Source organism: Rhizobium sp. BK316, assembly GCF_014193695.1.
GTDB lineage: Bacteria > Pseudomonadota > Alphaproteobacteria > Rhizobiales > Rhizobiaceae > Rhizobium.
In genome coordinates this window covers 902,362-923,480 of sequence record NZ_JACHZR010000003.1, presented here as the reverse complement: position 1 = coordinate 923,480, position 21,119 = coordinate 902,362, and the positions used below count along the sequence as shown (strand labels likewise).

The 21,119-nt window shown below is 62.0% G+C and carries 20 protein-coding genes; 12 read left to right on the top strand and 8 right to left on the bottom strand.

The genetic code is table 11. The annotated features are described in order from the left end of the window. The first annotated feature begins 105 nt into the window (after window positions 1-105). Window positions 106-543 (top strand): NUDIX domain-containing protein, encoded by a 438-nt coding sequence (locus tag FHT87_RS18640; RefSeq protein ID WP_183736158.1) that lies wholly within the window; start codon window positions 106-108, stop codon window positions 541-543. Between the two features lie 93 nt (window positions 544-636). Here the strand turns inward: FHT87_RS18640 and FHT87_RS18635 are convergent, their stop codons facing one another. Then, window positions 637-1,269 carry a CatB-related O-acetyltransferase gene (locus FHT87_RS18635; protein ID WP_183803931.1) on the bottom strand — a complete coding sequence of 211 codons (633 nt, stop codon included), beginning with the start codon at window positions 1,267-1,269 and terminating at the stop codon, window positions 637-639. A gap of 370 nt (window positions 1,270-1,639) precedes the next feature. Here FHT87_RS18635 and FHT87_RS18630 point away from each other — a divergent pair, with 370 nt between their 5' ends. Beyond that, on the top strand, window positions 1,640-2,173 hold the full coding sequence (locus FHT87_RS18630) for a DUF1269 domain-containing protein (RefSeq protein WP_183803928.1): 534 nt from the start codon (window positions 1,640-1,642) through the stop codon (window positions 2,171-2,173). A gap of 233 nt (window positions 2,174-2,406) precedes the next feature. Here the strand turns inward: FHT87_RS18630 and FHT87_RS18625 are convergent, their stop codons facing one another. Then, a complete protein-coding gene (locus FHT87_RS18625) occupies window positions 2,407-3,045 on the bottom strand; it encodes a helix-turn-helix transcriptional regulator (RefSeq protein ID WP_183803925.1) in 639 nt (212 codons plus the stop codon). 269 nt (window positions 3,046-3,314) lie between these two features. Between FHT87_RS18625 and FHT87_RS18620 the strand changes: the two genes are divergently transcribed. The 6 genes from FHT87_RS18620 to FHT87_RS18595 all read left to right on the top strand — a co-directional run bounded on the left by FHT87_RS18620 (window position 3,315) and on the right by FHT87_RS18595 (window position 8,756). Continuing rightward, window positions 3,315-3,542 (top strand): hypothetical protein, encoded by a 228-nt coding sequence (locus FHT87_RS18620; RefSeq protein WP_183803922.1) that lies wholly within the window; start codon window positions 3,315-3,317, stop codon window positions 3,540-3,542. After that, a complete protein-coding gene (locus FHT87_RS18615; protein WP_183803919.1) occupies window positions 3,535-3,747 on the top strand; it encodes a hypothetical protein in 213 nt (70 codons plus the stop codon). The genes FHT87_RS18620 and FHT87_RS18615 overlap by 8 nt, the downstream gene beginning before the upstream one ends. Before the next feature lie 110 nt (window positions 3,748-3,857). Then, window positions 3,858-4,259 carry a helix-turn-helix domain-containing protein gene (locus FHT87_RS18610; protein WP_183736164.1) on the top strand — a complete coding sequence of 134 codons (402 nt, stop codon included), beginning with the start codon at window positions 3,858-3,860 and terminating at the stop codon, window positions 4,257-4,259. Window positions 4,260-4,352: 93 nt separating this feature from the next. Further along, on the top strand, window positions 4,353-6,890 hold the full coding sequence (locus tag FHT87_RS18605; RefSeq protein ID WP_183803916.1) for a CHC2 zinc finger domain-containing protein: 2,538 nt from the start codon (window positions 4,353-4,355) through the stop codon (window positions 6,888-6,890). Between the two features lie 492 nt (window positions 6,891-7,382). Continuing rightward, window positions 7,383-8,183, top strand: a complete 801-nt coding sequence (locus tag FHT87_RS18600) for a glycosyl hydrolase 108 family protein (protein ID WP_183803913.1) — start codon at window positions 7,383-7,385, stop codon at window positions 8,181-8,183. A 231-nt stretch (window positions 8,184-8,414) separates the two neighbouring features. Further along, complete coding sequence (locus tag FHT87_RS18595; RefSeq protein WP_183803910.1) at window positions 8,415-8,756, top strand: hypothetical protein; 342 nt, start codon at window positions 8,415-8,417, stop codon at window positions 8,754-8,756. Window positions 8,757-8,889: 133 nt separating this feature from the next. On the opposite strand, the gene FHT87_RS18590 is transcribed toward FHT87_RS18595, so the two are convergent. From FHT87_RS18590 to FHT87_RS18580, 3 genes are all read right to left on the bottom strand, one after another. After that, window positions 8,890-10,230 carry a hypothetical protein gene (locus FHT87_RS18590; RefSeq protein ID WP_183736168.1) on the bottom strand — a complete coding sequence of 447 codons (1,341 nt, stop codon included), beginning with the start codon at window positions 10,228-10,230 and terminating at the stop codon, window positions 8,890-8,892. Window positions 10,231-10,458: 228 nt separating this feature from the next. Beyond that, window positions 10,459-10,653, bottom strand: coding sequence for a hypothetical protein (locus FHT87_RS18585; protein ID WP_112706271.1), 195 nt, complete (start codon window positions 10,651-10,653; stop codon window positions 10,459-10,461). Between the two features lie 339 nt (window positions 10,654-10,992). Continuing rightward, a complete protein-coding gene (locus FHT87_RS18580; protein WP_183736170.1) occupies window positions 10,993-11,196 on the bottom strand; it encodes a hypothetical protein in 204 nt (67 codons plus the stop codon). Window positions 11,197-11,477: 281 nt separating this feature from the next. Between FHT87_RS18580 and dusA the strand changes: the two genes are divergently transcribed. Further along, window positions 11,478-12,515 carry a tRNA dihydrouridine(20/20a) synthase DusA gene (dusA, locus tag FHT87_RS18575; protein WP_183803907.1) on the top strand — a complete coding sequence of 346 codons (1,038 nt, stop codon included), beginning with the start codon at window positions 11,478-11,480 and terminating at the stop codon, window positions 12,513-12,515. Continuing rightward, window positions 12,481-12,750, top strand: a complete 270-nt coding sequence (locus FHT87_RS18570; RefSeq protein WP_348649382.1) for a DUF992 domain-containing protein — start codon at window positions 12,481-12,483, stop codon at window positions 12,748-12,750. Before dusA ends, FHT87_RS18570 begins: the two co-directional genes overlap by 35 nt. 97 nt (window positions 12,751-12,847) lie before the next feature. On the opposite strand, the gene FHT87_RS18565 is transcribed toward FHT87_RS18570, so the two are convergent. The 3 genes from FHT87_RS18565 to FHT87_RS18555 form a co-directional block, all read right to left on the bottom strand. Beyond that, complete coding sequence (locus FHT87_RS18565) at window positions 12,848-14,374, bottom strand: efflux transporter outer membrane subunit (RefSeq protein ID WP_183804045.1); 1,527 nt, start codon at window positions 14,372-14,374, stop codon at window positions 12,848-12,850. A 191-nt stretch (window positions 14,375-14,565) separates the two neighbouring features. Beyond that, window positions 14,566-15,858, bottom strand: a complete 1,293-nt coding sequence (locus tag FHT87_RS18560) for an ATP-binding protein (RefSeq protein ID WP_183803904.1) — start codon at window positions 15,856-15,858, stop codon at window positions 14,566-14,568. A gap of 2 nt (window positions 15,859-15,860) precedes the next feature. Then, window positions 15,861-16,547: a response regulator gene (locus FHT87_RS18555; protein WP_183803901.1), complete on the bottom strand. Its 687-nt coding sequence runs from the start codon at window positions 16,545-16,547 to the stop codon at window positions 15,861-15,863. A gap of 232 nt (window positions 16,548-16,779) precedes the next feature. On the opposite strand from FHT87_RS18555, the gene FHT87_RS18550 reads away from it, so the two are divergent. Beyond that, window positions 16,780-17,853 (top strand): efflux RND transporter periplasmic adaptor subunit, encoded by a 1,074-nt coding sequence (locus tag FHT87_RS18550; RefSeq protein WP_183803898.1) that lies wholly within the window; start codon window positions 16,780-16,782, stop codon window positions 17,851-17,853. After that, on the top strand, window positions 17,853-21,008 hold the full coding sequence (locus tag FHT87_RS18545) for an efflux RND transporter permease subunit (RefSeq protein WP_183803895.1): 3,156 nt from the start codon (window positions 17,853-17,855) through the stop codon (window positions 21,006-21,008). Before FHT87_RS18550 ends, FHT87_RS18545 begins: the two co-directional genes overlap by 1 nt. The last annotated feature ends 111 nt before the right edge of the window (window positions 21,009-21,119 follow it).

Below are 21,119 nucleotides of genomic sequence, written 5' to 3'. Positions count from 1 at the left end.
GGCTGTGGCAGCGACGGCCGCCGACCGCGTGCACCCCGGCGATGCTCTTGCCTAAGTCTTCCCCGGCACACAAAATGAGCGCTCCACTTCAAAGAGAGTATCTGAATGACATCCTATCTTATGGAGCTTCGCGGCTTGATCGGAAACCGCTTGCTTCTGCTCCCTTCCGTCGCTGCCGTCATTCATGACCATGCGGGCAATCTGCTCCTGCAGGAGAAGGCGTCAGGGGAAGGATGGAGCCTACCTGCCGGTGCAATCGAGCCCGGCGAGACACCGCAGGAAGCTGTCATTCGAGAGGTGATGGAAGAGACTGGCTTTATCGCCTCCTCAACCAGCATTCTGGGCGTCTTCGGCGGACGTGAGTTTAGGTACACCTACCCGAATGGTCATCAAGTCGAGTACATGGTGACACTGTTCAAATGCCAGGTGCTTGAAGGCGGCGGCGCGTGGACGGATACGGAGACAAAATCGCTTCGATATTTTGCCAGGGACGACATGCCGTCCCTCGCGCTGCCTTATCCTGTTCAGGCTCTGTTTGCATAGGCGTTTCAACTCAAACCGATAGAACGCGCCAGAACGCGGCCATGCCGACAAGGCAGGCGATGACCGCAAGGCTCAGCCGCGGGCTGAACCGGTTCAGGCCCGCTTGAGGGCCGCGAGGTCGCCACTCTCCAGAGCCGGCAGATTGGCCTCGATCTTGTCGATCGGCCAGTCCCACCAGGCAAGTTCGAGGATCTCGCTGATGACCTCGACAGGATAACGCATGCGGATGATGCTGGCGGGATTCCCCCCGACGACCGCATAGGGCGGCACATCGCGGGTGACGACCGAGGCAGCAGCGACGATGGCGCCTGCGCCGACCCTGACACCGGGCATGATGACGGCGTCATGGCCGATCCAGACGTCATGCCCGACCACCGTATCCTTCACCGGCAGATCCTTGTAGCCGAAGGTTTCCGGCTTGAAGATGCGGAACGGATAAGTGGTGATGCCGCTCATCGGATGGTTGGCCGAACTGGTGATGAAATAGCTGCCGCGGGCGATCTGCACGAACTTGCCGATGACAAGCCGCTCCCGGCAACCCGGCCCGAGATAGGGCGCCAGGATCTCGGCTGTCTCCTCCAGCTTTCCGTAATGCGTGAAATAGCTGTAATCGCCGATCTCCATGCGCGGATGATCGATGACGTTCTTCAGATACATCGTCGCCTTGGAAACCCGGCCATCGGGATAGGTGATGGGAAAAGCTGATTTCGCATCGAGAAGCGGCATGAATAGACCCCTGCGCGGATGTGTGAGCGCCTGCCGGCGATATGGCGACACGGCATTCGATCGTCGTCGGATGGAAATCTATCCGCCGGCAACGCACAGTGACATGGGCGGGCGGACGGAATCCACAGCAGAGTTCCCGCACCGGGCGAAGCGCTGATATCGGCAAGACCTGAAAATCCCCGGCCTGAAGATCTGCGGAAAACATGCCGAAATCCGCGTTGGCCGTTCGACGCCTGTCCCATTAAGGCACGCCGCCCTTCATCGCCCCCTCACATACCAGTGGTAGCAAAAGCAAATGGCACCCGCTCTATGGACAGCGCGCCAATGAGACCTATCTGCCGCATCTGTAAATGCAACTGGAGGGTAAGCAATGTCAGAACTTGTAGTGCTTGGTTTCGATACTGTCGATAAGGCGGATACCGTGCTCAACCGGCTCGTCCAGCTTGAGAAGGAATATCTCGTCGATCTCGAAGACGCCGTCATCGCCGTGCGCGATGCTTCCGGCAAGGTGCGCCTCAAGCAGAGCATGAACCTCACGGCTTCGGGCGCAGCAACCGGCGGCGTCTCCGGCGCGATCTGGGGAACGCTCGTCGGCCTGCTCTTCCTCAATCCGCTGGCCGGCATGGTTCTCGGCGGCGCCTTCGGCGCAGGCTCCGGCGCGCTCGCCGGCTCGATGACCGATTACGGCATCGACGACGATCTCATCAAGAAGCTGGCGGACACCATTCCCGTCAACAGCTCCGCCCTCTTCCTGCTGATCCGCAAGGTGCAGCCGGAAAAGGTTCTGGCCGAATTCCACGGCCAGAACGCCACCATCCTGCGCACGTCCCTCTCACCCGAGCAGGAGGCGAAGCTGCGCACCGCGCTGGCGACGCAAGCGGCAGTCACGACGCCTGCGGCGTGAGCTACGGAGGAAATCAAAGTGCCGAGCGCAAAGCCTGCGTTCGGCACTTCGTTTTCAGGTTGGATGTTGTGCAATGCAGCCAGGCTTCGGCTGCAGAGCGCCCGACTATCGCAGCGCTCGCCTTGTTGAAGCCGAGCAAAGGATGAAATTATGCAGCAATTCAAAGTGCTACAGCGTCCTTTGCGCGTCTGAAAAGACGCGCGCGCTGTAGGCGCATGGTCAGCAATCTGCCCCTACGGTATCAGCGCCAGCACCGGCGTCGCCGTCGTAAGCAGCGCCTCCTCGATCTTCCCCGCCGGCAAAACCACCCTCGCCTCGCCCGTCTTGCGGGCGCGGTCGAGTTTGGCGATGATCTGTTTGCCGCCCGTCAGCCCGCAGATGGAAAGCGTGCCGATCGCGCCGGGCTCGATACTGTCGGTCGGCGCGAAGAACAGCACGGCATCGTCCCATATCGACAACGGGCCGGAAGAGGCGCGCACCTGGGCGGCGATGATGGCGCGGTGGCGGCCGGCGCCGATTGCCGGCAGCGCCTTGTCGAACACCGCCTGCGGCAAGGGCTGCGGCTCGGCAAGCGAGCGGACTTCACCATCCTCGCCGATCGTGGCCGAGAGCAGGATTTTCGGCCCTGGCCGCTCGCCGTACCCGGGCGTGCCGGCACGCCCAGTGATGCCGGCATGATGCATGACTTCGGTGACGGGCACGCCAAGGAAAGACGCGATCTCCGCCGCCTCCTCCATCGTCATCCTGCGCTTGCCCGAGAACGTGCGGGAGACGGCAGAGGCATCCTTGCCGAGATGGCGGGCGAGCGCGCGCAGCGACTGCCCCCTGTCATCAAGCTGGTTGTGAAACCAGTTGCCATCGATCTCAGCCATCAGCGTCCCCATGCGCATATGCAGCGTTGCTGATTTGTTGCAAAAAACGCAACGACGCGCAAGCAACCGCACCGAGCTTTTTACCGTCAACCTTTCACATGGTTGATCTGCTGTGGTTGCACCGTTACCCGCCTTTCGGGCGAAAATGCTCTCTCCGGCGCCGAAGCGCAAAAGATAGGTATTTTTTCCTATTTGCGATTGACGTTGCGATTTAGACAACATAATCTCAACTCCACAACAAGAGCCGCATGGCAGAAGGGAAGATCAGCATGGCAAAGGCCCCGACGCCCTGGCAGAAGGTCGCCGCCAAACTGGCGCTGACGCCAAGCGAGCTCGCAGCCGAGCTCAAGCGCCATCGCTCCAAGATCTCGCGGGCGCTGCGGGATGAGCGCGGCCTCATCAACGGCCGCGACCAGGTGATGCTTCTTTCAGCGGCAAGACGCCTTGGCGTTTCGCTCACCCTTTCCGACCTGATGCCGGAGGAAGGGGATGCGTAGGGAGCCGCTCTCCATGCTGGCGCAATCGGAGCTGATCGATGCATTGGTCGGGCGCTGCGTCATGCATGGCGGCGAGGCGGCCGGCGAAACGCTGCTGGTGATCGATCACGATGATGTCGACGACCTCGTGCATCTCGCAAACCGGCTGCGCCGGCTCGCCCTTTTCGAAGACCGCATCCGGGCGATGGTAATGGCCCCGCCATAGGGTTCAGTCACGCCGGAAACCGAAGACCCCAGGACCGAAGACCAAAGACCCGCGACATCAGGCGACCGCCGGATCGGACGGCGCGCGTCTCCAAACAAGTGAGGACCGATATGCAGACGATCACGACACGCCCGCGCCCATCGGCGGCACCCGCCCCGCTCACCATCACCAAGCCCCTGCTCTGCCCCTGCTGCAAGCAGCCGGTCACCATTCCCGCGCCCGAGATCGTCATCGATCACTATGGCATCACGCCCATGGAAGGGCGCATCTTCGAGGCGGTCTGGAAGGGCAAGGGCCTGCCCGTCATCACCGAGCGCATCTTCACCGCCATGTATATCGACGATCCCGATGGCGGCCCATCGCCTGACAAGATGTATCTCGCCTTCAAGGTGGCGCTCTGCCACCTGCGCCAAAAGCTCGAAGGTTCCGGCATCGGCATTGTCAATGTCGGCTATCGCCGCGGCTACCGGCTGGTGCTCGAAGGCAAGTTTCCGAGCACCGCATCCCGTTAAATCCCCACCGGATACATGAAATGACCATGGCCGCCGCCCGCGCCGCGCCGGCCATGTTGCGATATCGACAACATTCCTTGCAAGAGCCGCAACATGCCCTCAGATGTCGAACGGCTTCGCCGCGATGTGTCGCTGTCTCAGACAGCGGCGCACTATGGCTGCAGACTGCAGGGAAACGGGCATGAATATCAGGCCTGCTGCCCCTTCCACACCGAGGAGACGCCGTCCTTCACCATCTTCACAGGCCAGGATGGCATCGAGCGCTTCCACTGCTTCGGCTGCGGCGCGGGCGGCGATGTCCTGGATTTCATGCAGCAGATCAAGGGTGTCGATCTCACGGAAGCCATCCACATTCTCGATGGCGCCAGCCATCTCGATGGCGCCAGGCATATCCGGCCGAATATAAGCCCGCGCGCGCCGCAGGTGCGCGACGTCTATGAGGGCATCACCCCTCTGACGCCGCCTTCAGAGCCGATCAAGCCCGGCGTCCGCATCCGCCTCTACAATCCCAAGCGCAAGGGCGACCGCTCCGAATGGGGCTCCTTTGCTCCATCAATGGTCTTTCCCTATCGTGAGACCGATGGCGCTCTGACAGGCTATGTTCTGCGCCATGATCTCGCCGACGGGGGCAAGGAAACGCCGATGGTCATGTTTGCCCGTCTGCCCGACGGGAGCGAGACCTGGTGCCGCTACCCCTTTCCCAGGCCGCGCCCGCTCTACGGCCTCGAAAGTCTCGGTAAGGCGAAGCAGGTGATCGTCGTCGAGGGTGAGAAATGCCGTGACAGGCTGGCGCAGAAATCCGGCCGCACCGTGCTTTCCTGGGCCGGCGGCACGCAGGGCGTCAAGCACACCGACTGGTCGCAGCTTGCAGGCCGCGACGTGGTGATTTGGCCGGATTTCGACGCACCCGGCCTTTCGACAGCGGACGAGATCGCCGCCATCCTCTCCGGCCTCGGCGCGCGCGTGCGCCTCGCGGGCTTTGCCGATGCGACGGCCGCCTCTGATCTCAGGCCTTTCACCCACGCCGACTGGCAGGCGGGCCAGCGTCCTGGCAAGGGTTGGGACAGCGCCGATGCCGTCGACGCCGGCTGGACGCGCCTGGAGCTGGATGCCTTCATGCGCGCCACCATCCGCCGCTACACGCCCGCCCCGGCAGAACCGCCGCCACCGGCAGAAAAGCCGGGCGAGCCCGGGCCGAAGACGCCGCCGCCAGGCGCCGATGGGATAGACCGCATGCCGGAATGGTTTCCGAGCCAGCCCTTCGGCTCCGAAGTCTGGCTGGCGCGCGTCTTCAACGAGCATCTGGCGGAAGCCTGCGGCGGGCGGATCGTCCGCGCCGATGGCAGATTCTGGGCCTATGGCCCCTTCGCCTGGCGCGCCATCCCCGAGCAGAAGATCCGCCTTGCCATGCATGCCTTCGATGCCATCGGCATCGGCCCGAAGGAAAAGCCGCTGAAGCTCGGCAGGCACATGATCGACGGCATCATCAACGAGTTCGGCACGCGCACCGCCGATGCCGGTTTCTTCGGCAATCCAGCCGTTGGCGTCAACGCGCTGAACTGCACCATTACCCTCGACGACGCCGGCAAGGTGATCTGCCGCGAGCACGCGCCGGATGATCGCTTCCGCTTCACCATATCGGCCGATTATGTCATGCACACCGAGAGCCACCCGCCTGAGGGCTCGCTGCTGCACCGGCTGCTGCATGGCGCCTTCCTCGGCGATCCCGATGCGGCCGACAAGATCGACCTCGTTGCCGAGATGCTGGGGGCGGCCGCTTTCGGCCTTGCCACCCGCATCCGCCAGCCGAAGGCCTTCATCCTGCTCGGCGAGACCGCCAACAACGGCAAATCCACCATTGCCTCGCTTTTTCGCGCGCTCCTGCCCGAAGGCTCGGTCTCCTCCATCTCGCCCGCCTTCTTCAATGACGAGAAGCGCATCATCAACCTCGCCGGCAAGGCCGCAAACATCGCCGACGAGTTGAGTGCTGCGGCGATATCAGGCGAGGAATTCAAGGCCGCGGTCACCGGCAACCCGATCGAAGGCCGCAGCCTCTACAAGGATGTCGAAAGCTTCACGCCCCGCGCGCTGCACTGCTTCACCACCAATACCCTGCCCCGCTTCAACGGCGGCATCGACCGCGGCCTGCGCCGCCGCCTCGTCGTCGTCCAGTTCAACCGCACCATTCCCGACAACGAGGTCATCCCCGACATTGCCGAGCGCATCGCCGAAGAAGAGTTGGAACTGCTGCTCGGCCTTGCCGTCGCCGGCGCCCAGCGGCTGAAGCGCAATGGCGGCTACACCATCCCCGAAAGCTCCAGGGAGGCGCTGAATTCCTGGCTGCTGCTCGATCCGCTGAACGAATGGTTCGACATCCGCGTCGAACCCACTGCCACCGAACCCTCCGGCGGCTGGCTGCGCACCGCAAGACTGTTTGAAGATTTCCGCAAATGGGCGATCGACCAGGGTTACCGCGAAAGCTTCCTGCCGCCCGTCAACACTTTCTCGCAGCGCCTCAAATCCATGCCCGACGTGCGCCTGGTGCGGTTGGCCAACGGCATGGTGGCACAAGGGGTGACGCTGAAGGACAGCACATTCGCTGCCGCGGCCGGTTACGCCGACGTGTTCTGAGCGTCTGCTGTTACCGAGTGAAACCTCGCGCTTTTCCGCCACTGTCGCAAAAGGCAACTGGCGACGCCGAAGCCCTCCCTACAGCGCTTTGGACTGCTGCATAATTTCATCCCCAAGTCGATTCCGATTTAGGGAATTATGCAGCAGTCCAATATGTCTAGGCATGATTGAGGAACGATCCCGCAAGATCTCGGTTATCCCATCGGCCCTCGATGGCCGGGCCGCCGCGCCCCACTCCGCCCTCCTGTAGCGGAGGCGGCGGCCTACCGTCCCCCAAGCCTTACCGCACAGTCCTGGATCTTGCGCCCGACTGCCATCGGATGTCAGCGAGGCCCCGCCACCCAAGCCCAAACCCTCACCTCTACAAGCGTCGCCGCGCCATTGCCGGAAAGCAAAGGCCCGGTTGCGGCACGCCGCTCGCCGCCGTCATGCGACGGCCGCAACTGTTGTCGTCGGAAGGTTGTCGCGATCCGACCGACAAAGGACTATGACATGACCGCAGCCAACTTCCCCGAATGCCTCTCCATCACGCTCGCATCCGAAGGCGGCCTCTCCACCGAGCGCACCGACCCCGGCAATTGGACCGGCGGCAAGATCGGCAAGGGCACGCTGAAAGGCACCAAATACGGCATCTCGGCCGCCGCTTTCCCCGACATCGACATCCGCAACCTGACGCTCGACGACGTCAAACCCATCTACAAGACGAAATACTGGGACGAAATCGGCGGCGACACTCTGCCCGATGGCTTCGACCTCGCCACCTTCGACTACGCCGTCAACTCCGGCCCCGCCCGCGCGCTGCGTGACGCCCAGGCCGTCATCGGCGTCCCCGCCGACGGCAAAATCGGGCCAGTCACCCGCGCCAAAGCAGTCACCGCCGGCACCAGGGAAATCAAGGCCCTCTGCGCCCGGAGGCTAAGCTTCATGCAAAGCCTGGCGATCTGGAAGACCTACGGCAAGGGCTGGTCGGCCCGCGTGGCGAAGATCGAGGCCAAGGCCGTGGCGATGTTCCTGCGCAGCCAGCCGGGCGTGGATGCGAAGGCGGCGCTGGCGGATGAGGCAAGCAAGGCCGAGAAGGCTGCCGGGACGTTGAGGAAGGCGGGAGCTGCGATTGCGGTGTCGACGTCGGGAGGCGCCGGAACAGGTGCGGCGCTGCCGGCCGAGCCGAATTTACTGGTGCTTGGCGGGGTGATGATGCTTGGGCTTGTCGTGGCGGCCATTCTGGTGGTGAAGGCGGCGCGGGAGAAGGAGCGTGCGGAGGCGTATCGGCAGGCAGAAACGGCAATCCGCTAACGACCGAAAATCGGTTCTATTGCTATGTGGCCTTCACTGGCTCACGAGCGAGCCCTGACGAGAACCCTCTCGCCCACTGCCATACGCGCGCCATCCACTCAAGCGATTTTCAACTGTATTTAGAACAATCGAAGAATACGAAGAACAAAATTCCCGCGAGGCGAGAATCAAAATAAAGAAGTCCTGGCATCACAGCACAAAACTCCGCCGCACTATAATTGAGGGATAATCATGCGCGCCACTATTGCAATAACATTGATTGCCGCCGCACTTCTGGCCAGCTGTGCACCGACCGAGAAGCAGTTTGATGCCGCGATCACGGTGCTTCGGGGCAGCGAGCGAGCGAGAAACGACCTTCTCGACGATTGCATCAGGCGCCTGAGCCTTTCCGACAAGAAGACGCATCACAACGCTGCAGTCGTGATGAACGTCGCAGACAAGGACGCTCCCAAGGTTGCCTGCAACCGGTATACGAAAGCGCTCGTCTCCGGCCGCGCCACCTATCAGGATCTGCTCGACCTCCAGAACCGCCGCTATACCCCGAAGCTGATCAAGATCTTCCAGGGGCGCTGAGGCGCAAGACCGGTCATCTGTCGCAACTGCCGTTCACGCTCGCTGGCCTAACCGGCCCTGCGGGCGTGCTTTGGCGTACCGACCCGCAAGTTCCGCCGATATCGGGCGGTAAAACGGCTCCCAGCGGCGGCGCTCAACCGGCCCATGACATGGCAGTCCTCGCCCAGATGCCGCGCTGCGCCTCCGGCACGGGATCTATTGCGTTGAGCCTCATCGTTATCGAGCAGGCCTCTTTGTCACTGAGTTCGGCAAGTTTCGTCAACTTGACCGCTTCTTCTGCCGTCACACCGAGGTGCTGTGTGATCATTTGCAAGATTTCTTGCGCGGTCAGCTTCACCGCCGCCGGCGGACGGGTCTTGCCGTCCTCATACGCCAGGCGCTTGGCTTCCAGATATTGGAAGTAGCGCTCTTTCACCTGCGGAATGGCCTGCGCGCTCTGCGACACCCTCATGGTCACTAAATCCTTGCAGCCCTGCGGATAATAGCGGGCAAGAGCCTCATTGAGCTCACCGGTCTTCTTCAAGACATCGATCGCAATCGTATCGCTTGCCCGCGACAGTGCAGGATTGCCGTATTTCGCCACCATCGCGGCCGCCTGCACGCGCGGATCGATCTTGCCTCCGGAGGCTTCGGCCGTGGCAAACAACTGCCGCGCTTCATCCTCGTGATCCATGAAGACTGCGTGAACGAAAGGATTGATGCCGGCGAGAACCTGCATCTCCTTCTCGAAGGAGCCAGGCTTCGTTTCCTGCGCAACCGCACGGGATTCGGCCTTCGCATCTGCGGCAGGCTTCTTCTTTTGCGGGGATGGACCGTTCCCGAGCCACGCCCTTCCCCAGTCGCCCTGCAGCTCTTTCGGCAGAACGCCGACATTGTTGATCTTCTTTGCGAGAGCGCACATGTCTTCGTCGCTAACGTCGACAGGGGCCGTCATCGACTTGAACACCTCGTCTGCCGTCATCCCGAGATATTGCGTCATGATGACGTATTGTTTGTCGCCAGTCATCACTCCCGTATCAGCGCGGAACTTCCCATCCTGATAGGCGTAAGCTTTCGCCCGCAGATCAGCCATGCGTCCGTCCCTGACCTCGGGAACCAATGCCCAGTTCGGCATATTGCCAGTGAAGAAATACTCGCAGCCCTCAGGATATTTTTCGGCCACGATCTCGGCAAGCGCGGCATTCTTGTTCATGACTGATATCACAGCACTGTCGCTGGCGCGTGAGAGCGCAGGGGTGCCGTATGTTCTGATCACCGCAGCAAGGATCCTCCGCTCCTCATACACATCCGCCCACCCTTCCCCATAGACTTTCCGCGCCACGTCCATGTGATCCTGATAGATAGCCTGTAGAAGAGGATTGATCCTCCCCATGAAGCGAACCACCCCTTCCAGCGGATCCTTCTTTGCGTCTTGCGCGAATGCACCTGATGCGAAGAGCGCCATCGCAGCCAGCAGCGACAATATTTTCTTCATGAAACCCCACCCCAAATAGTTGCAGTACTTCTACGTCTGAAATTCCAGGCCGTCCACGACCCTTTCAGAAAATGGTAAAAATATCAGGGAAATACGCGAAATAGCTTCACAAGCCGTGCCTCACACATCCCGCAACTTCAACCACCCCCGGCGGTCGACCTCAAGCGGCAAGGCTCCACTCGCCACTCAGCCATCTCCCCGCCACTCGACAAATCAGCAACCCAAACCTCAGCTATCAAGCTTCAGCGCCAGCTGCTGCCCACCGAAAACCTTCAGCACATGTTTGTTGATCGGCCGCATCGCCTCGATGCGGCGTTGTTCTTCCCGCCTGCGCGCTTCGTGGCGCTCGCGGTCTGCGCGCAGCTGCGCGGCGAAGGCCATGGCCTTGTCTGCTGCTCCTGAATAACTCGGGCTTGCTGCCATCGAACTCTCCATCAGAACATAGATGAGAACGTTTATCTGTTCTCATTTTGTTCTCATTTCTGGATAAGTCAAGAGCATCGTTTCAGGGCAGTATAAAGGGTGGAACGCCGGCGCGGGACAAGCAGTGCCGGCAGACAGACGGGAAAGCGCCAAGTCTTTGACGCGCAAAACTATTCTCTCGTCTGGATCCAGACCATGGCGAAAGACATGAGGCCGCAAAGGATGGCGATCAGAAGCAGGCTGTCCATCGAAATCCTCCTGTTTGTGGCAGAAACGCGGCAGAAGGATTTTGGTTCAATCGCCCTCTATTTCAGGCGATCGTCTCGCCTCTGTTCTCCATCATGCCGGCCTGATCACGGTCATGATGACGATATTGCCGGCTTCGTCCCGGGCGCTGTCTGTCGTCGCAAGAACCTTGCCGCCGAATTCTTCCTCGGCCTCGGCGAACGCCTCCCGCACCAGCCGGAGCGTTTCCAGATAGGCGCTGTTGTCTCGCCTGGGCATTGAAAGCAATGCCTTGATCCCTGCGCTGTCGTCGGCCATGAGGCTGCACTCCTTTGCTCGATCCTGACATCGAGACTATCAGGATCGCCCTGCGTTGCCTTCCCGGAAAACGGCACCTGGGTCACGTGCGGGAGGCAGCCTCCAGGCGGATGACGGTGCCCTCAAACAGCCCATCTCGCTTTATCGCAATGCCTCATGTATAAGCCCTCGTCCCATCGCTGCTCCTCCGGCGTTTCGCTGACGAGGGCTTGCAGGAGCGAGTCTCTGCCACGACATGAGGCCACGGGGACATACGACCAGACGAAAGAAGATTTGAGATCATGACGACGGTAAAGACGGCTGCATCCGCGAGCAACCAGCGCTATTTCAGGGCGCCGGTTTTCGCCGTTGCGCCCATGATCGACTGGAGTGATACCCATTGCCGCTATTTTCACCGTCAGATCAGCCGCAATGCCCTGCTCTATACGGAAATGGTTGTCGCCGACGCGATCATCCATGGCCCGCGCGATCGTCTGCTTTCCTTTAATGGAGAAGAACACCCCGTCGCCCTGCAGCTCGGCGGTTCTGATCCGGCAAAGCTTGCCGAGGCCGTGCGGATCGCCGAGCCCTATGGGTATGACGAGATCAATCTCAATGTCGGCTGCCCATCCGATCGCGTGCAATCAGGCACCTTCGGCGCCTGCCTGATGCTCACACCCGAAACGGTTGCAGACTGCATCGCCGCCATGAAGAAGGTCGCGAACGTTCCCGTCACGGTCAAATGCCGCATCGGCGTCGACGAGCAGGATCCGGAAGCGGCCCTGCCCACCCTGATGACCAGGGTGATCGATGCCGGCGCCGACGCGATCTGGATCCATGCCCGCAAGGCCTGGCTGAAGGGCCTCTCCCCAAAGGAAAACCGCGAGATCCCGCTGCTCGATTACGACATCGTCTATCGCATGAAGCAACGCTTCCCCGAAGTCTTCATCGGCATCAACGGCGGCATCCGCACGCTGGATGAGGCGGAAGCGCATCTTGCCCATGTCAACGGCGTCATGCTCGGCCGCGCCGCCTATCAGAATGCCGCTGTTCTCGCTGATGTCGACCACCGCTTCTACGGCGCCCCAGCAGCAGAGCCGGACTGGAACGAGTTGCGCGACCGCATGATGGCCTATGCTATCAGCCACATCGCCAATGGCGGCCGCCTGCAGCATATCGCCCGCCACATGGTCGGCCTCTTCACCGGCCTGCCCGGCGCCCGCCGCTACCGCCAGATCCTGTCGACCGACGCCGCAAAGCCGAATGCCGGCCCGGAAGTGATCGCCGCCGCCTTCGCCGCAGTCGATTTCGCAGGCACGACGGAAGCCGTCAGCGCCTGAGGCCACGCCTGCCGTTTCCTTTGGCGATGGCGCTCTTGCCGGCACCTATATCGGCGCCTCGGCCGGTGCTTCCGTCGGTGTCGGCCTCGGGGCAAATGCCCTGGTGGGCGGAAATTCGAAGAACTTCGCATTGCAGCCGCTCAGCGGTGAAACCGGAACCGGCGTGAACGTGGCCGCAGGCGTCTCTCGCCTCGAGCTGAAAGCGACGCGCCAAGTCGACACCGCCGCCTTTTGAGGCTGCGCCTTCCACCATTGCGCCAAGTCGACAGCCGGACACGATTTCCGCTTCTGCCTCTGGCCGCTTTTGGCTTCCGCCTTCAACGACGAGCAGGCTATCGGTCCGCCGAGCTCGCAGGTTTGTCCTGCCTCGCAGTTCCATCCGCTGGACTTTTGTCGATGAGCACCCTGGTTGGAATTCGCGCTTGCGTTCTGGCCCCTGCGAAATCGGAGTGTCCTTCTTGCGTCACGTAGCCGGCACCCACGGCAACGTACAAATCTGCATAGTCCTTGGCGACCTGCTGCACGGTGGCTGCAAGGCTTTCCTCAGCATCGGAAACCGAGCGCTGCGCATCCAGGACATCGAGCAGCGACGAAGCGCCATCCTTGTAGCTGGTGGTTGATAGCGCGAGCGCTTCCTGCGCCGTCTGCACCTGTCTACGCCACGGTTCCAGCGTCTGCGTGTCACGGCGAACGGCCGAGATCGCGTTTTCAACTTCTTCGACGCCGTTCAGCACCGCTGCCTTCCACGCCAGATATTGGGTCCTGGCATCGGATTTCTCGACCTCGACATTGGCCCGCAATTTGCCGCCATCGAAGATCGGCAGGCTGAGCGTTGGCCCGAAAGACCAAGTCGTCAGGCCGCCGCCACCGGCGCCGGACGATTTGACCCAGCTCGGTGAAATCGAGCCGGAAAGCGAGATCGACGGGTAGAGCTGGGCTTCGGCTGCGCCGATATCGGCCACGGCCGCCGCCAGCTCGCGTTCTGCCTTGCGAATATCGGGACGATTGCGGATAAGATCGGCCGGAATGCCGGCGCGAATGTCGCCGTGGAAAACCGGCTGGCCCGCACTCTTGCGCAGATCGTCCGTCAGCGAGGCCGCCGGCATCCCGAGCAAGGTTGCAATGTGATGGGCCGACTCGGTGAAGCTCTGTTCGAGGCCAGGAATGTCGGCCTTCGTAGACTGTACCAGGCCCTCGGCCTGAACGACGTCGAGACGGGAGGCCGCACCTGCCTTGAGCTGCAGCAGCGTGAGTTCGTAGGTCTGCTGGCGGGATTTCAAGTTCGCCTGTGAAAGCGCGATGCGCTCCTGATAGTAGCGGGCGTCAATATAGCTGTCGACCAGGTCCTTCAGAAAGGTGAGTTTTGCATCGTCGGCCGTCGCATAGGCTGCCCCAAGCGAGGCAATCGCGCTCTCTTTCGAGCGACGGTACTGGCCGAAGAAGTCGAGCAGCCAGGAAAGGCTGGCATCGCCCCCCGTTGTGTTCGTGGCGCCAACCGTGGTGCGGAGCCCTCCCTTCTCGCCGGATACTGTATGCGATGCGTCGACAGTCAGGCTCGGCAGGCTGCCTGCACCGGCAATCGTTACGTTGGCAGAAGCTGAGTTGATGCTTTCGAGCGCCTGCAGCACATCAAGGTTCTCGCTGAGGCCGTAAACGACAAACCCGTCGAGCTTCGTGTCGCGATAGGCGGTCCACCACTGCTCCGTCACGACATTGCCGTTGCTCTTGTTACTCCCCTCTTCGAATTTCGCCGGAAGCGGCATCTGCGGGGGAACGTGGTCCGGGCCGCTGACGCAGCCCGCCAGCAGAAGCGCGAGAGCAATTCCAGGAAAAGTGCGAAGCGGTTTTCCGTCCGGAATTGCGTAAAAACAAAAACTTGGAGCGGTTATGCGCTTCCGTGAAAAGCTGAACCGCTCTAGTCCCGATGTGGCGTAGCTGAGGGATGATAGTCTTGCGCAAAGCGACCTACTCACTGGCGAGCCTTCCGAACCTGGATCGAGGGTTCAGGCTTAGCGACGCCAAGGTTAATGGCGGTTAAGAAACTGTAAAGTTAGGTAAAATCCCGGCCGAAGGATCTGGGCTGTCTGGGAAGCTCCAGGGTGATCGCCAGGCCACCCGCCTCCGGCAATGACGCATGCACGCGCCCGCCATGGCGTTCGATGGCCTGCCTGGTGATGGCGAGACCCAGACCGTATCCGCCTCTCGGCAAGGCATCCTTCCCGCGTGAAAACGGCTGGAAGATCCGTTCGAGTTCGTCTCGCGTGACGCCCGGCCCCTGATCCGTGACGCAGATCTCGAGGCGGTCGGCCGTCGCCTCGCAGGACACGGAGATGAACGAATGATCGGCGGTATATTTGACCGCGTTGCGGACGACGTTTTCGAGCGCCCTGTAGATGAGCTCGCCCTCGACCTCGGCCCGGAAGACGCCGTCGACCGCCGTGGTGATCGAGACCTCACGCGCCTGGGCTTCGAAAGCCGCATCGCCGAGGATTTCGTTCAGGAGTTCGATGACATCGAGGGTCTGCGTCTTCAGCGGCAGGCCGGATCCCGCCGTCAGCCTGGCAAGCGTTAGAACCTCTCCCACCAGCGTATCGAGCCGTTCGACCTCCCTGTCCATACGATCCAGCATGGCGCCAAGTCTGGCCGGACTCTGCCGGAGAACGCCGACTGCGGCCTGCAGGCGGGACAAGGGCGAACGCAGTTCATGGGAAACGTCATGGAACAGTCTCTGCTGCGCATCCTGAAGCTCCTGAAGCCGGGCGGCGGTGGAATCGAAATCATGCGCAAGCGCGGTGACCTCGTCCCTCCGTCCCGCCATCTTGTCACCGATGCGGACGTCGAAACGGCCGTGGGCGAGAGCGCTCAGGCCATCGCGAAGGTGGACGACGGGACGAATGAGGTATCTGGCGAGCGCGGCCGCAGCGACCGTGCTCGAAACGAAAATCGAAAGCCATGGCACCAACAGAGCCAGATTGTCCATGATGTTGAGAAAGAAGCTGGCTTCCGGCGCCACGGAGATCCGGTAGCAAGTTCCATCCTTGAGGACGGATCTCGCCTCTGCCGTGCTCTCGTCTCCGCACACGGTTGAATCGGCGATTTTCGACAGCGTCAGGCCCAGCGGCACCGCATCTTCGCTGGTGCGGACGAAATGCGCGGCGGCGTCCTCGCCATCCCTCGCAAGCACGTTCGTCGTCAGCTTCAGAATGATCGCCCGCTCCTGGTATTCCCGATTGCGGCCGGGAGGCGGGATCTGAAAGAGGTTGACGATCACGATGATGACCGTGAGCGTCGCTGCAAGCGTCAACCAGATCGTCGCGAAGAACTTCCAGAAAAGCCGGGGCATGGTCAGTCCACGAGAAGTTGATAGCCCTGGCCGCGAACGGACTGGATCCAGGATTGACCGTCCTCCCGCAACCCGAGCTTTTGGCGAACGCTGCTGATATGGACGTCGATCCGGCGATCGAACGGGGTGAGCGGCTTGCCGAAGGCCCGCTTCGAAATATCCTGTTTCGACACCAGCTGGCCGGCGCTGCGGGCGAGAACTTCGAGCAGGCTGAACTCGGTGCCGGTCAGCTCCAAAGTCGCACCGCGCCATTCGGCGCTTCTGCTGCCGGAATGGATCACGAGCTGCCCTGCCCTGACGGTGTCGGCCGACACCCCTGTTGCCGGCTGCCCCGCGCGTCGCAGGATGGCGCGCAGCCTCGCCGCAAGCTCGCCCGGCGAGCAAGGCTTCGGCACATAGTCGTCGGCGCCGAGATTGAGACCGGATATCCGATCGACATCATCACCTCTTGCCGTCAGCATCAGGACGGGGACCTGACTCAGCTTCCTGACCCTCTGCAGGACTTCGATCCCGTTCATGCGGGGCATCATGATGTCGAGTACGATGATGTCGACCGTATTGCCGGCAGCGGCAGCAATGGCGGCGCGGCCGTCCGTATCCGTTACGACGTCATATCCTTCTTCGACCAGATATTCCTGCAGAAGTGTCGTCAGCTCGGCATCGTCGTCGATGAGAAGAACCTTGTTCATTGGCGTTTCCGTTATCAATTTCGACAAGCCATACAGCACGAATACCGTCGTACGGCCAAGTTTTACCCAACTTAACACTAACTTGACCGCACTTAACGTTCGCCCCGTTACTTATCCTGCCATGACATCGACGCGCGCCGAAACCCGCTTGCCGTGCATGAGCGGCAATCCTTCGTCGAATTGGCGCCGATCGGGAAAAGGCGCCGATGCCTTGACGACAAGGAATGCATCGTTGAGAAAAACCTCCAGACTATTGGCCTCCGCCTTCGTTGCGATGGCGCTGTTCTCTCCCCTCCGCAACGCCATGGCGGAACAGGCCGCGGCAACCGCCCTCACCGTCTCGCTGACGACGCCGGCGCAGCGGGACTGGCCCGAGACGGTTCCGGCGAGCGGATGGCTGAAACCGTGGCAGGAAGCGGTCATCGCCTCCGAGACGAGCGGGCTGCGCATAACCGATGTTCTCGTCGATGTCGGTTCCGTGGTCACCAAGGGCCAGACGCTCGTGCGGCTTTCGCAGGAAAGCGTGCTCGCCGATCTTCGCAAGCAGGAGGCCGCCGTCGCGACCGCCAAGGCGAGCCTCTCGAAGGCCAAGGCCAATGCCGACCGGGCGCGGCAGCTCCAGCCTTCAGGGGCGCTCTCCGATGAGAAGATCGTCGAATATCTCGCCGACGAGCAGACGGCGACGGCAAGTCTTGCATCCGAAGAGGCCGCGCTCAACGGCGAAAAGATCAAGCTTGCGCAGACGACCATAACGGCCGTCGACGACGGCCTCATCACGTCGCGTTCCGCCGATCTCGGCGCCGTCGTCTCCGCCGGCACGGAACTGTTCCGCATGGTTCGCCAGCAGCGGATCGAATGGCAGGCCGAGGTTTCCGCCCGCTACCTCCCGCGCATTTCGGAGGGCCTGAGCGTCCAGGTCAACGGGCCTGAAGGCCACGCCATCGAGGGCAAGGTGAGGCTTGTCGGGCCGTCGGTTAGCACCGATACCAGCCGGGCAATCGTCTATGTCACGCTGCCGGCCGACACCCGTCCACGCACGGGCCTCTACGTCACGGGCAACATCGAGCTGCAGACCTCCCCGGCGCTGACCGTGCCCGAGACCGCAATCGTGTTCCGGGACGGGATCAGTTACGTCTTCACCGCAAGCGAGGATCAACGGGTGCAAAGGGTCCGGGTGGAAACCGGCCGCCGCAACAATGGCGAGGTGGAAATCGTCTCCGGCATAGACCGGACGTCGAAGGTGGTGACCTCGGGCGGCGCATTCCTCTCGGACAATGACCTCGTGAAGATCGCGGAGAAAAACTGATGAACTTCTCGGCATGGTCGATCCACAACCCCGTCCCGGCAATATTGCTGTTCGTGATGCTGACGGTTGGGGGACTCTTGGCCTTCAAGACCCTGGCGGTCCAGAACTTCCCCGATATGGACCTTCCCACGATCAGCGTCACAGCGACGCTCGACGGCGCGGCGCCGGCACAGCTCGAAACCGAGGTCGCCCGCACCATCGAAGACAGTTTGGCTTCGCTCAGCTATCTCGACCACATCACCACGACCATCACCGACGGCACCGTCTCGATCAAGGTTTCCTTCAAGCTGGAGAAAGACAGCGAAGCGGCCCTCAACGAAGTCCGCAACGCCGTCGACAGCGTCAAGGGCGATCTTCCGGCGCAGATGGAGACACCAAGCGTCACCAAGGTCACGGTTCAAAGCTCCGCGCTGGTCACCTATGCCGTCCGCTCGACTGCTCTCAACGAAACCGAGCTTTCCTGGTTTGTCGACAATGATCTGACCAAGGCGCTGCTCTCGGTGTCCGGCGTCGGAGAAGTCAACCGCATCGGTGGGATCGACCGCGAGGTTCACGTCGATCTCGATCCCGCGACAATGGCGTCGCTCGGGGTCACCGCCGCGACTGTATCGTCGCAGCTGAAGGCGGTGCAGGCGGATACGTCGGGCGGCCTCGGCGAAATCGGCGGCACCCGTCAAACGCTGCGCACGCTCGGCGCTCTGCCATCGGTCGAGGCATTGAAAGGACTAAGAATTCCCCTGGCCAACGGCCAGCAGGTTCGCCTCGACGAAGTCGCATCCGTCACCGACAGTTTCGCAGAGCGGTCCTCAATGGCCTATCTCGACGGCAAACCGGTGATCGCGGTCGAGATCAAGCGCTCGAATGGCTTTTCAGACAGCGGCGTCTCGACCGACATCGACAAGGCGATCAAACAGTTCGCCGCCAAACATTCCAACGTCCAGATCGACGAAGCCTACAGCACGATCGGGCCGATCATCGACAACTACGATGGTTCGATGCACATGCTGTACGAGGGGGCGATCCTGGCGATCATCGTCGTCTGGCTCTTCCTTCGTGACTGGCGCGCGACGATCCTCTCGGCCGTGGCGCTGCCCCTGTCCGTGATCCCGACCTTCCTGGTCATGTACCTTTGCGACTTCAGCCTGAATACCATCACGCTGCTGGCACTGTCGCTCGTCGTCGGCATCCTCGTCGACGACGCCATCGTCGAGATCGAAAACATCGCCCGTCACCTGCAGATGGGCAAGCGGCCGATCGATGCCGCCCTCGAAGCCGCCAACGAGATCGGGCTCGCGGTCATCGCAACCACCTTCACGCTGGTTGCCGTCTTCCTGCCAACGGCCTTTATGAGCGGTATTCCGGGACTTTTGTTCCGCCAGTTCGGGGTCACCGCCGCCGTCGCCGTCCTCGCCTCGCTCGTCGTCGCGCGCCTGCTGACGCCGATGATGGCCGCCTATTTCATGAAGGCTGTCCCTCCGACGGAGGAAAAGGACGGCCGCATCATGCGCATCTATCTGGCAGTCGTGAAGGCGGCCATGAATCGCCGGAAGACCACGGTGGCCATAACCGCTGTCGTCGTCGCACTTTCGCTGTCCACGATCCCGCTGCTGAAATCCGGCTTCCTGCCCGCTTCCGACGACGCGCGAACCCAGATCACGCTCACCTTGCAGCCCGGCGCCACCATCGAGCAGACGGACACCGCGACCCGGAAAGCCGCCGATATCGTCGGCAAGCTGCAGGACGTCACCCGTGTCTTCTCTTCGGTCGGCTCCGCATCTTCGGGTGGCGGCGCCGACGCCAGCACCACGAGCAGCGTCAATTCTGCCACAATCGTCGCCGTGCTGTCGTCGATCGGCGAGCGTGACCGCAAGCAGTCGGAAATCGAAAGCGACATCCGGCAGGCTCTTTCGGTTCTATCAGGCGTGCGTGTCGAAGTCGGCGGCGGCTCCAACGGCACCAAGCTCGAGATCACCCTTGCCAGCGACGATGCCAACGCCCTCGACAGCGCGAGTACTGCGCTCGAAGAGCAGCTCCGCACGCTGAACGGTATCGGAGCGGTGACGTCTACCGCAGCAAGGCAGGCACCCGAGATCCAGATTACGCCCGATTTTGCGCGCGCAGCCGCATTGGGGGTAACGTCAAGCGCTATCGCCGAGGCCGCACGCGTGGCGACGAACGGGGAATATTCCGCCAACCTGCCGAAGCTCAACCTGCCGCAGCGCCAGGTTCCGATCGTCGTCCGCTTCAGCCCGGAATCGCGCACCAGCCTGGACGATATCAAGAACATGCGGGTGGCGGGCACGAACGGCAATGTCGATCTCGGGTCGATTGCCGATATTGGGATCGGCGGCAGCCCCTCCGAAATCGACCGCATCGACCGGATGCGCAATGTCACCGTGTCGGTCGAACTCAACGGCCGCATCCTCGGCGACGTCAACCGCGAGGCACAGGCGCTGCCGGCGCTCCAGCATCTGCCGTCCGGCGTCACGCTTGTCGAACAAGGCGAGCTTCAGCGCAGCTCGGAACTGTTCCAGAGCTTCGCCCTGGCCATGGCGATCGGCGTGTTCTGCATCTACGCGGTCCTCGTCCTGCTCTTCCACGACTTCCTGCAGCCGCTCACCTTGCTGATGGCCCTGCCGCTCTCGCTCGGCGGCGCGCTCGTGCCGCTGGTGTTGACCGGAACAAGTTTCTCGATGGCGGCCGTCATCGGGCTGCTCATGCTGATGGGCGTGGTGACGAAGAACTCCATCCTGCTCATCGAATACGCGATCATGTCGCGCCGCCAGGGCATGGCCAGGTTCGACGCTCTCGTGGATGCCTGCCACAAGCGCGCCCGGCCGATCGTCATGACCACCATCGCCATGGCATGCGGCATGCTTCCGGTCGCTCTCAGCCTGACCGGCGGCGATTCCAGCTTCCGGCAGCCGATGGCGATCGTGGTGATCGGCGGCGTCATGATGTCGACGCTGCTCAGCCTCATCGTCATCCCTGTCATCTTCACATTCGTCGACGATCTGGAAGGGGCGCTGATGCGATTCCTGCGCCGGGTCGGGCTGCGTCATGAAGGGGCCGATGACGAGGTGCGGTCTGTATCCAACGATCGCGAGCCGATCGCTCTCAAACCCGACCAAAAATATGTGCATGGCCGCAGATGATCCCCTCACGGCCAACCTCTTCGGTCGCGTTCTCCTCAGAACGAGGCCGCGGGACGTATACCCCCGCAGGCGGCGTCTTGCCGCCTGCGCGTCCTGCGTTCCGAATCGTGC

Excerpts from the sequence above, each read along its gene's own strand:
- FHT87_RS18630 (WP_183803928.1), top strand. The coding sequence starts at position 1,640 with ATGTCAGAACTTGTAGTGCTTGGTTTCGATACTGTCGATAAGGCGGAT.
- FHT87_RS18620 (WP_183803922.1), top strand. The coding sequence starts at position 3,315 with ATGGCAAAGGCCCCGACGCCCTGGCAGAAGGTCGCCGCCAAACTGGCG.
- FHT87_RS18640 (WP_183736158.1), top strand. The coding sequence starts at position 106 with ATGACATCCTATCTTATGGAGCTTCGCGGCTTGATCGGAAACCGCTTG.
- FHT87_RS18605 (WP_183803916.1), top strand. The coding sequence starts at position 4,353 with ATGCCCTCAGATGTCGAACGGCTTCGCCGCGATGTGTCGCTGTCTCAG.
- FHT87_RS18625 (WP_183803925.1), bottom strand. The coding sequence starts at position 3,045 with ATGGCTGAGATCGATGGCAACTGGTTTCACAACCAGCTTGATGACAGG.
- FHT87_RS18600 (WP_183803913.1), top strand. The coding sequence starts at position 7,383 with ATGACCGCAGCCAACTTCCCCGAATGCCTCTCCATCACGCTCGCATCC.
- dusA (WP_183803907.1), top strand. The coding sequence starts at position 11,478 with ATGACGACGGTAAAGACGGCTGCATCCGCGAGCAACCAGCGCTATTTC.
- FHT87_RS18610 (WP_183736164.1), top strand. The coding sequence starts at position 3,858 with ATGCAGACGATCACGACACGCCCGCGCCCATCGGCGGCACCCGCCCCG.
- FHT87_RS18555 (WP_183803901.1), bottom strand. The coding sequence starts at position 16,547 with ATGAACAAGGTTCTTCTCATCGACGACGATGCCGAGCTGACGACACTT.
- FHT87_RS18545 (WP_183803895.1), top strand. The coding sequence starts at position 17,853 with ATGAACTTCTCGGCATGGTCGATCCACAACCCCGTCCCGGCAATATTG.
- FHT87_RS18590 (WP_183736168.1), bottom strand. The coding sequence starts at position 10,230 with ATGAAGAAAATATTGTCGCTGCTGGCTGCGATGGCGCTCTTCGCATCA.
- FHT87_RS18595 (WP_183803910.1), top strand. The coding sequence starts at position 8,415 with ATGCGCGCCACTATTGCAATAACATTGATTGCCGCCGCACTTCTGGCC.
- FHT87_RS18585 (WP_112706271.1), bottom strand. The coding sequence starts at position 10,653 with ATGGCAGCAAGCCCGAGTTATTCAGGAGCAGCAGACAAGGCCATGGCC.
- FHT87_RS18615 (WP_183803919.1), top strand. The coding sequence starts at position 3,535 with ATGCGTAGGGAGCCGCTCTCCATGCTGGCGCAATCGGAGCTGATCGAT.
- FHT87_RS18635 (WP_183803931.1), bottom strand. The coding sequence starts at position 1,269 with ATGCCGCTTCTCGATGCGAAATCAGCTTTTCCCATCACCTATCCCGAT.
- FHT87_RS18580 (WP_183736170.1), bottom strand. The coding sequence starts at position 11,196 with ATGGCCGACGACAGCGCAGGGATCAAGGCATTGCTTTCAATGCCCAGG.
- FHT87_RS18560 (WP_183803904.1), bottom strand. The coding sequence starts at position 15,858 with ATGCCCCGGCTTTTCTGGAAGTTCTTCGCGACGATCTGGTTGACGCTT.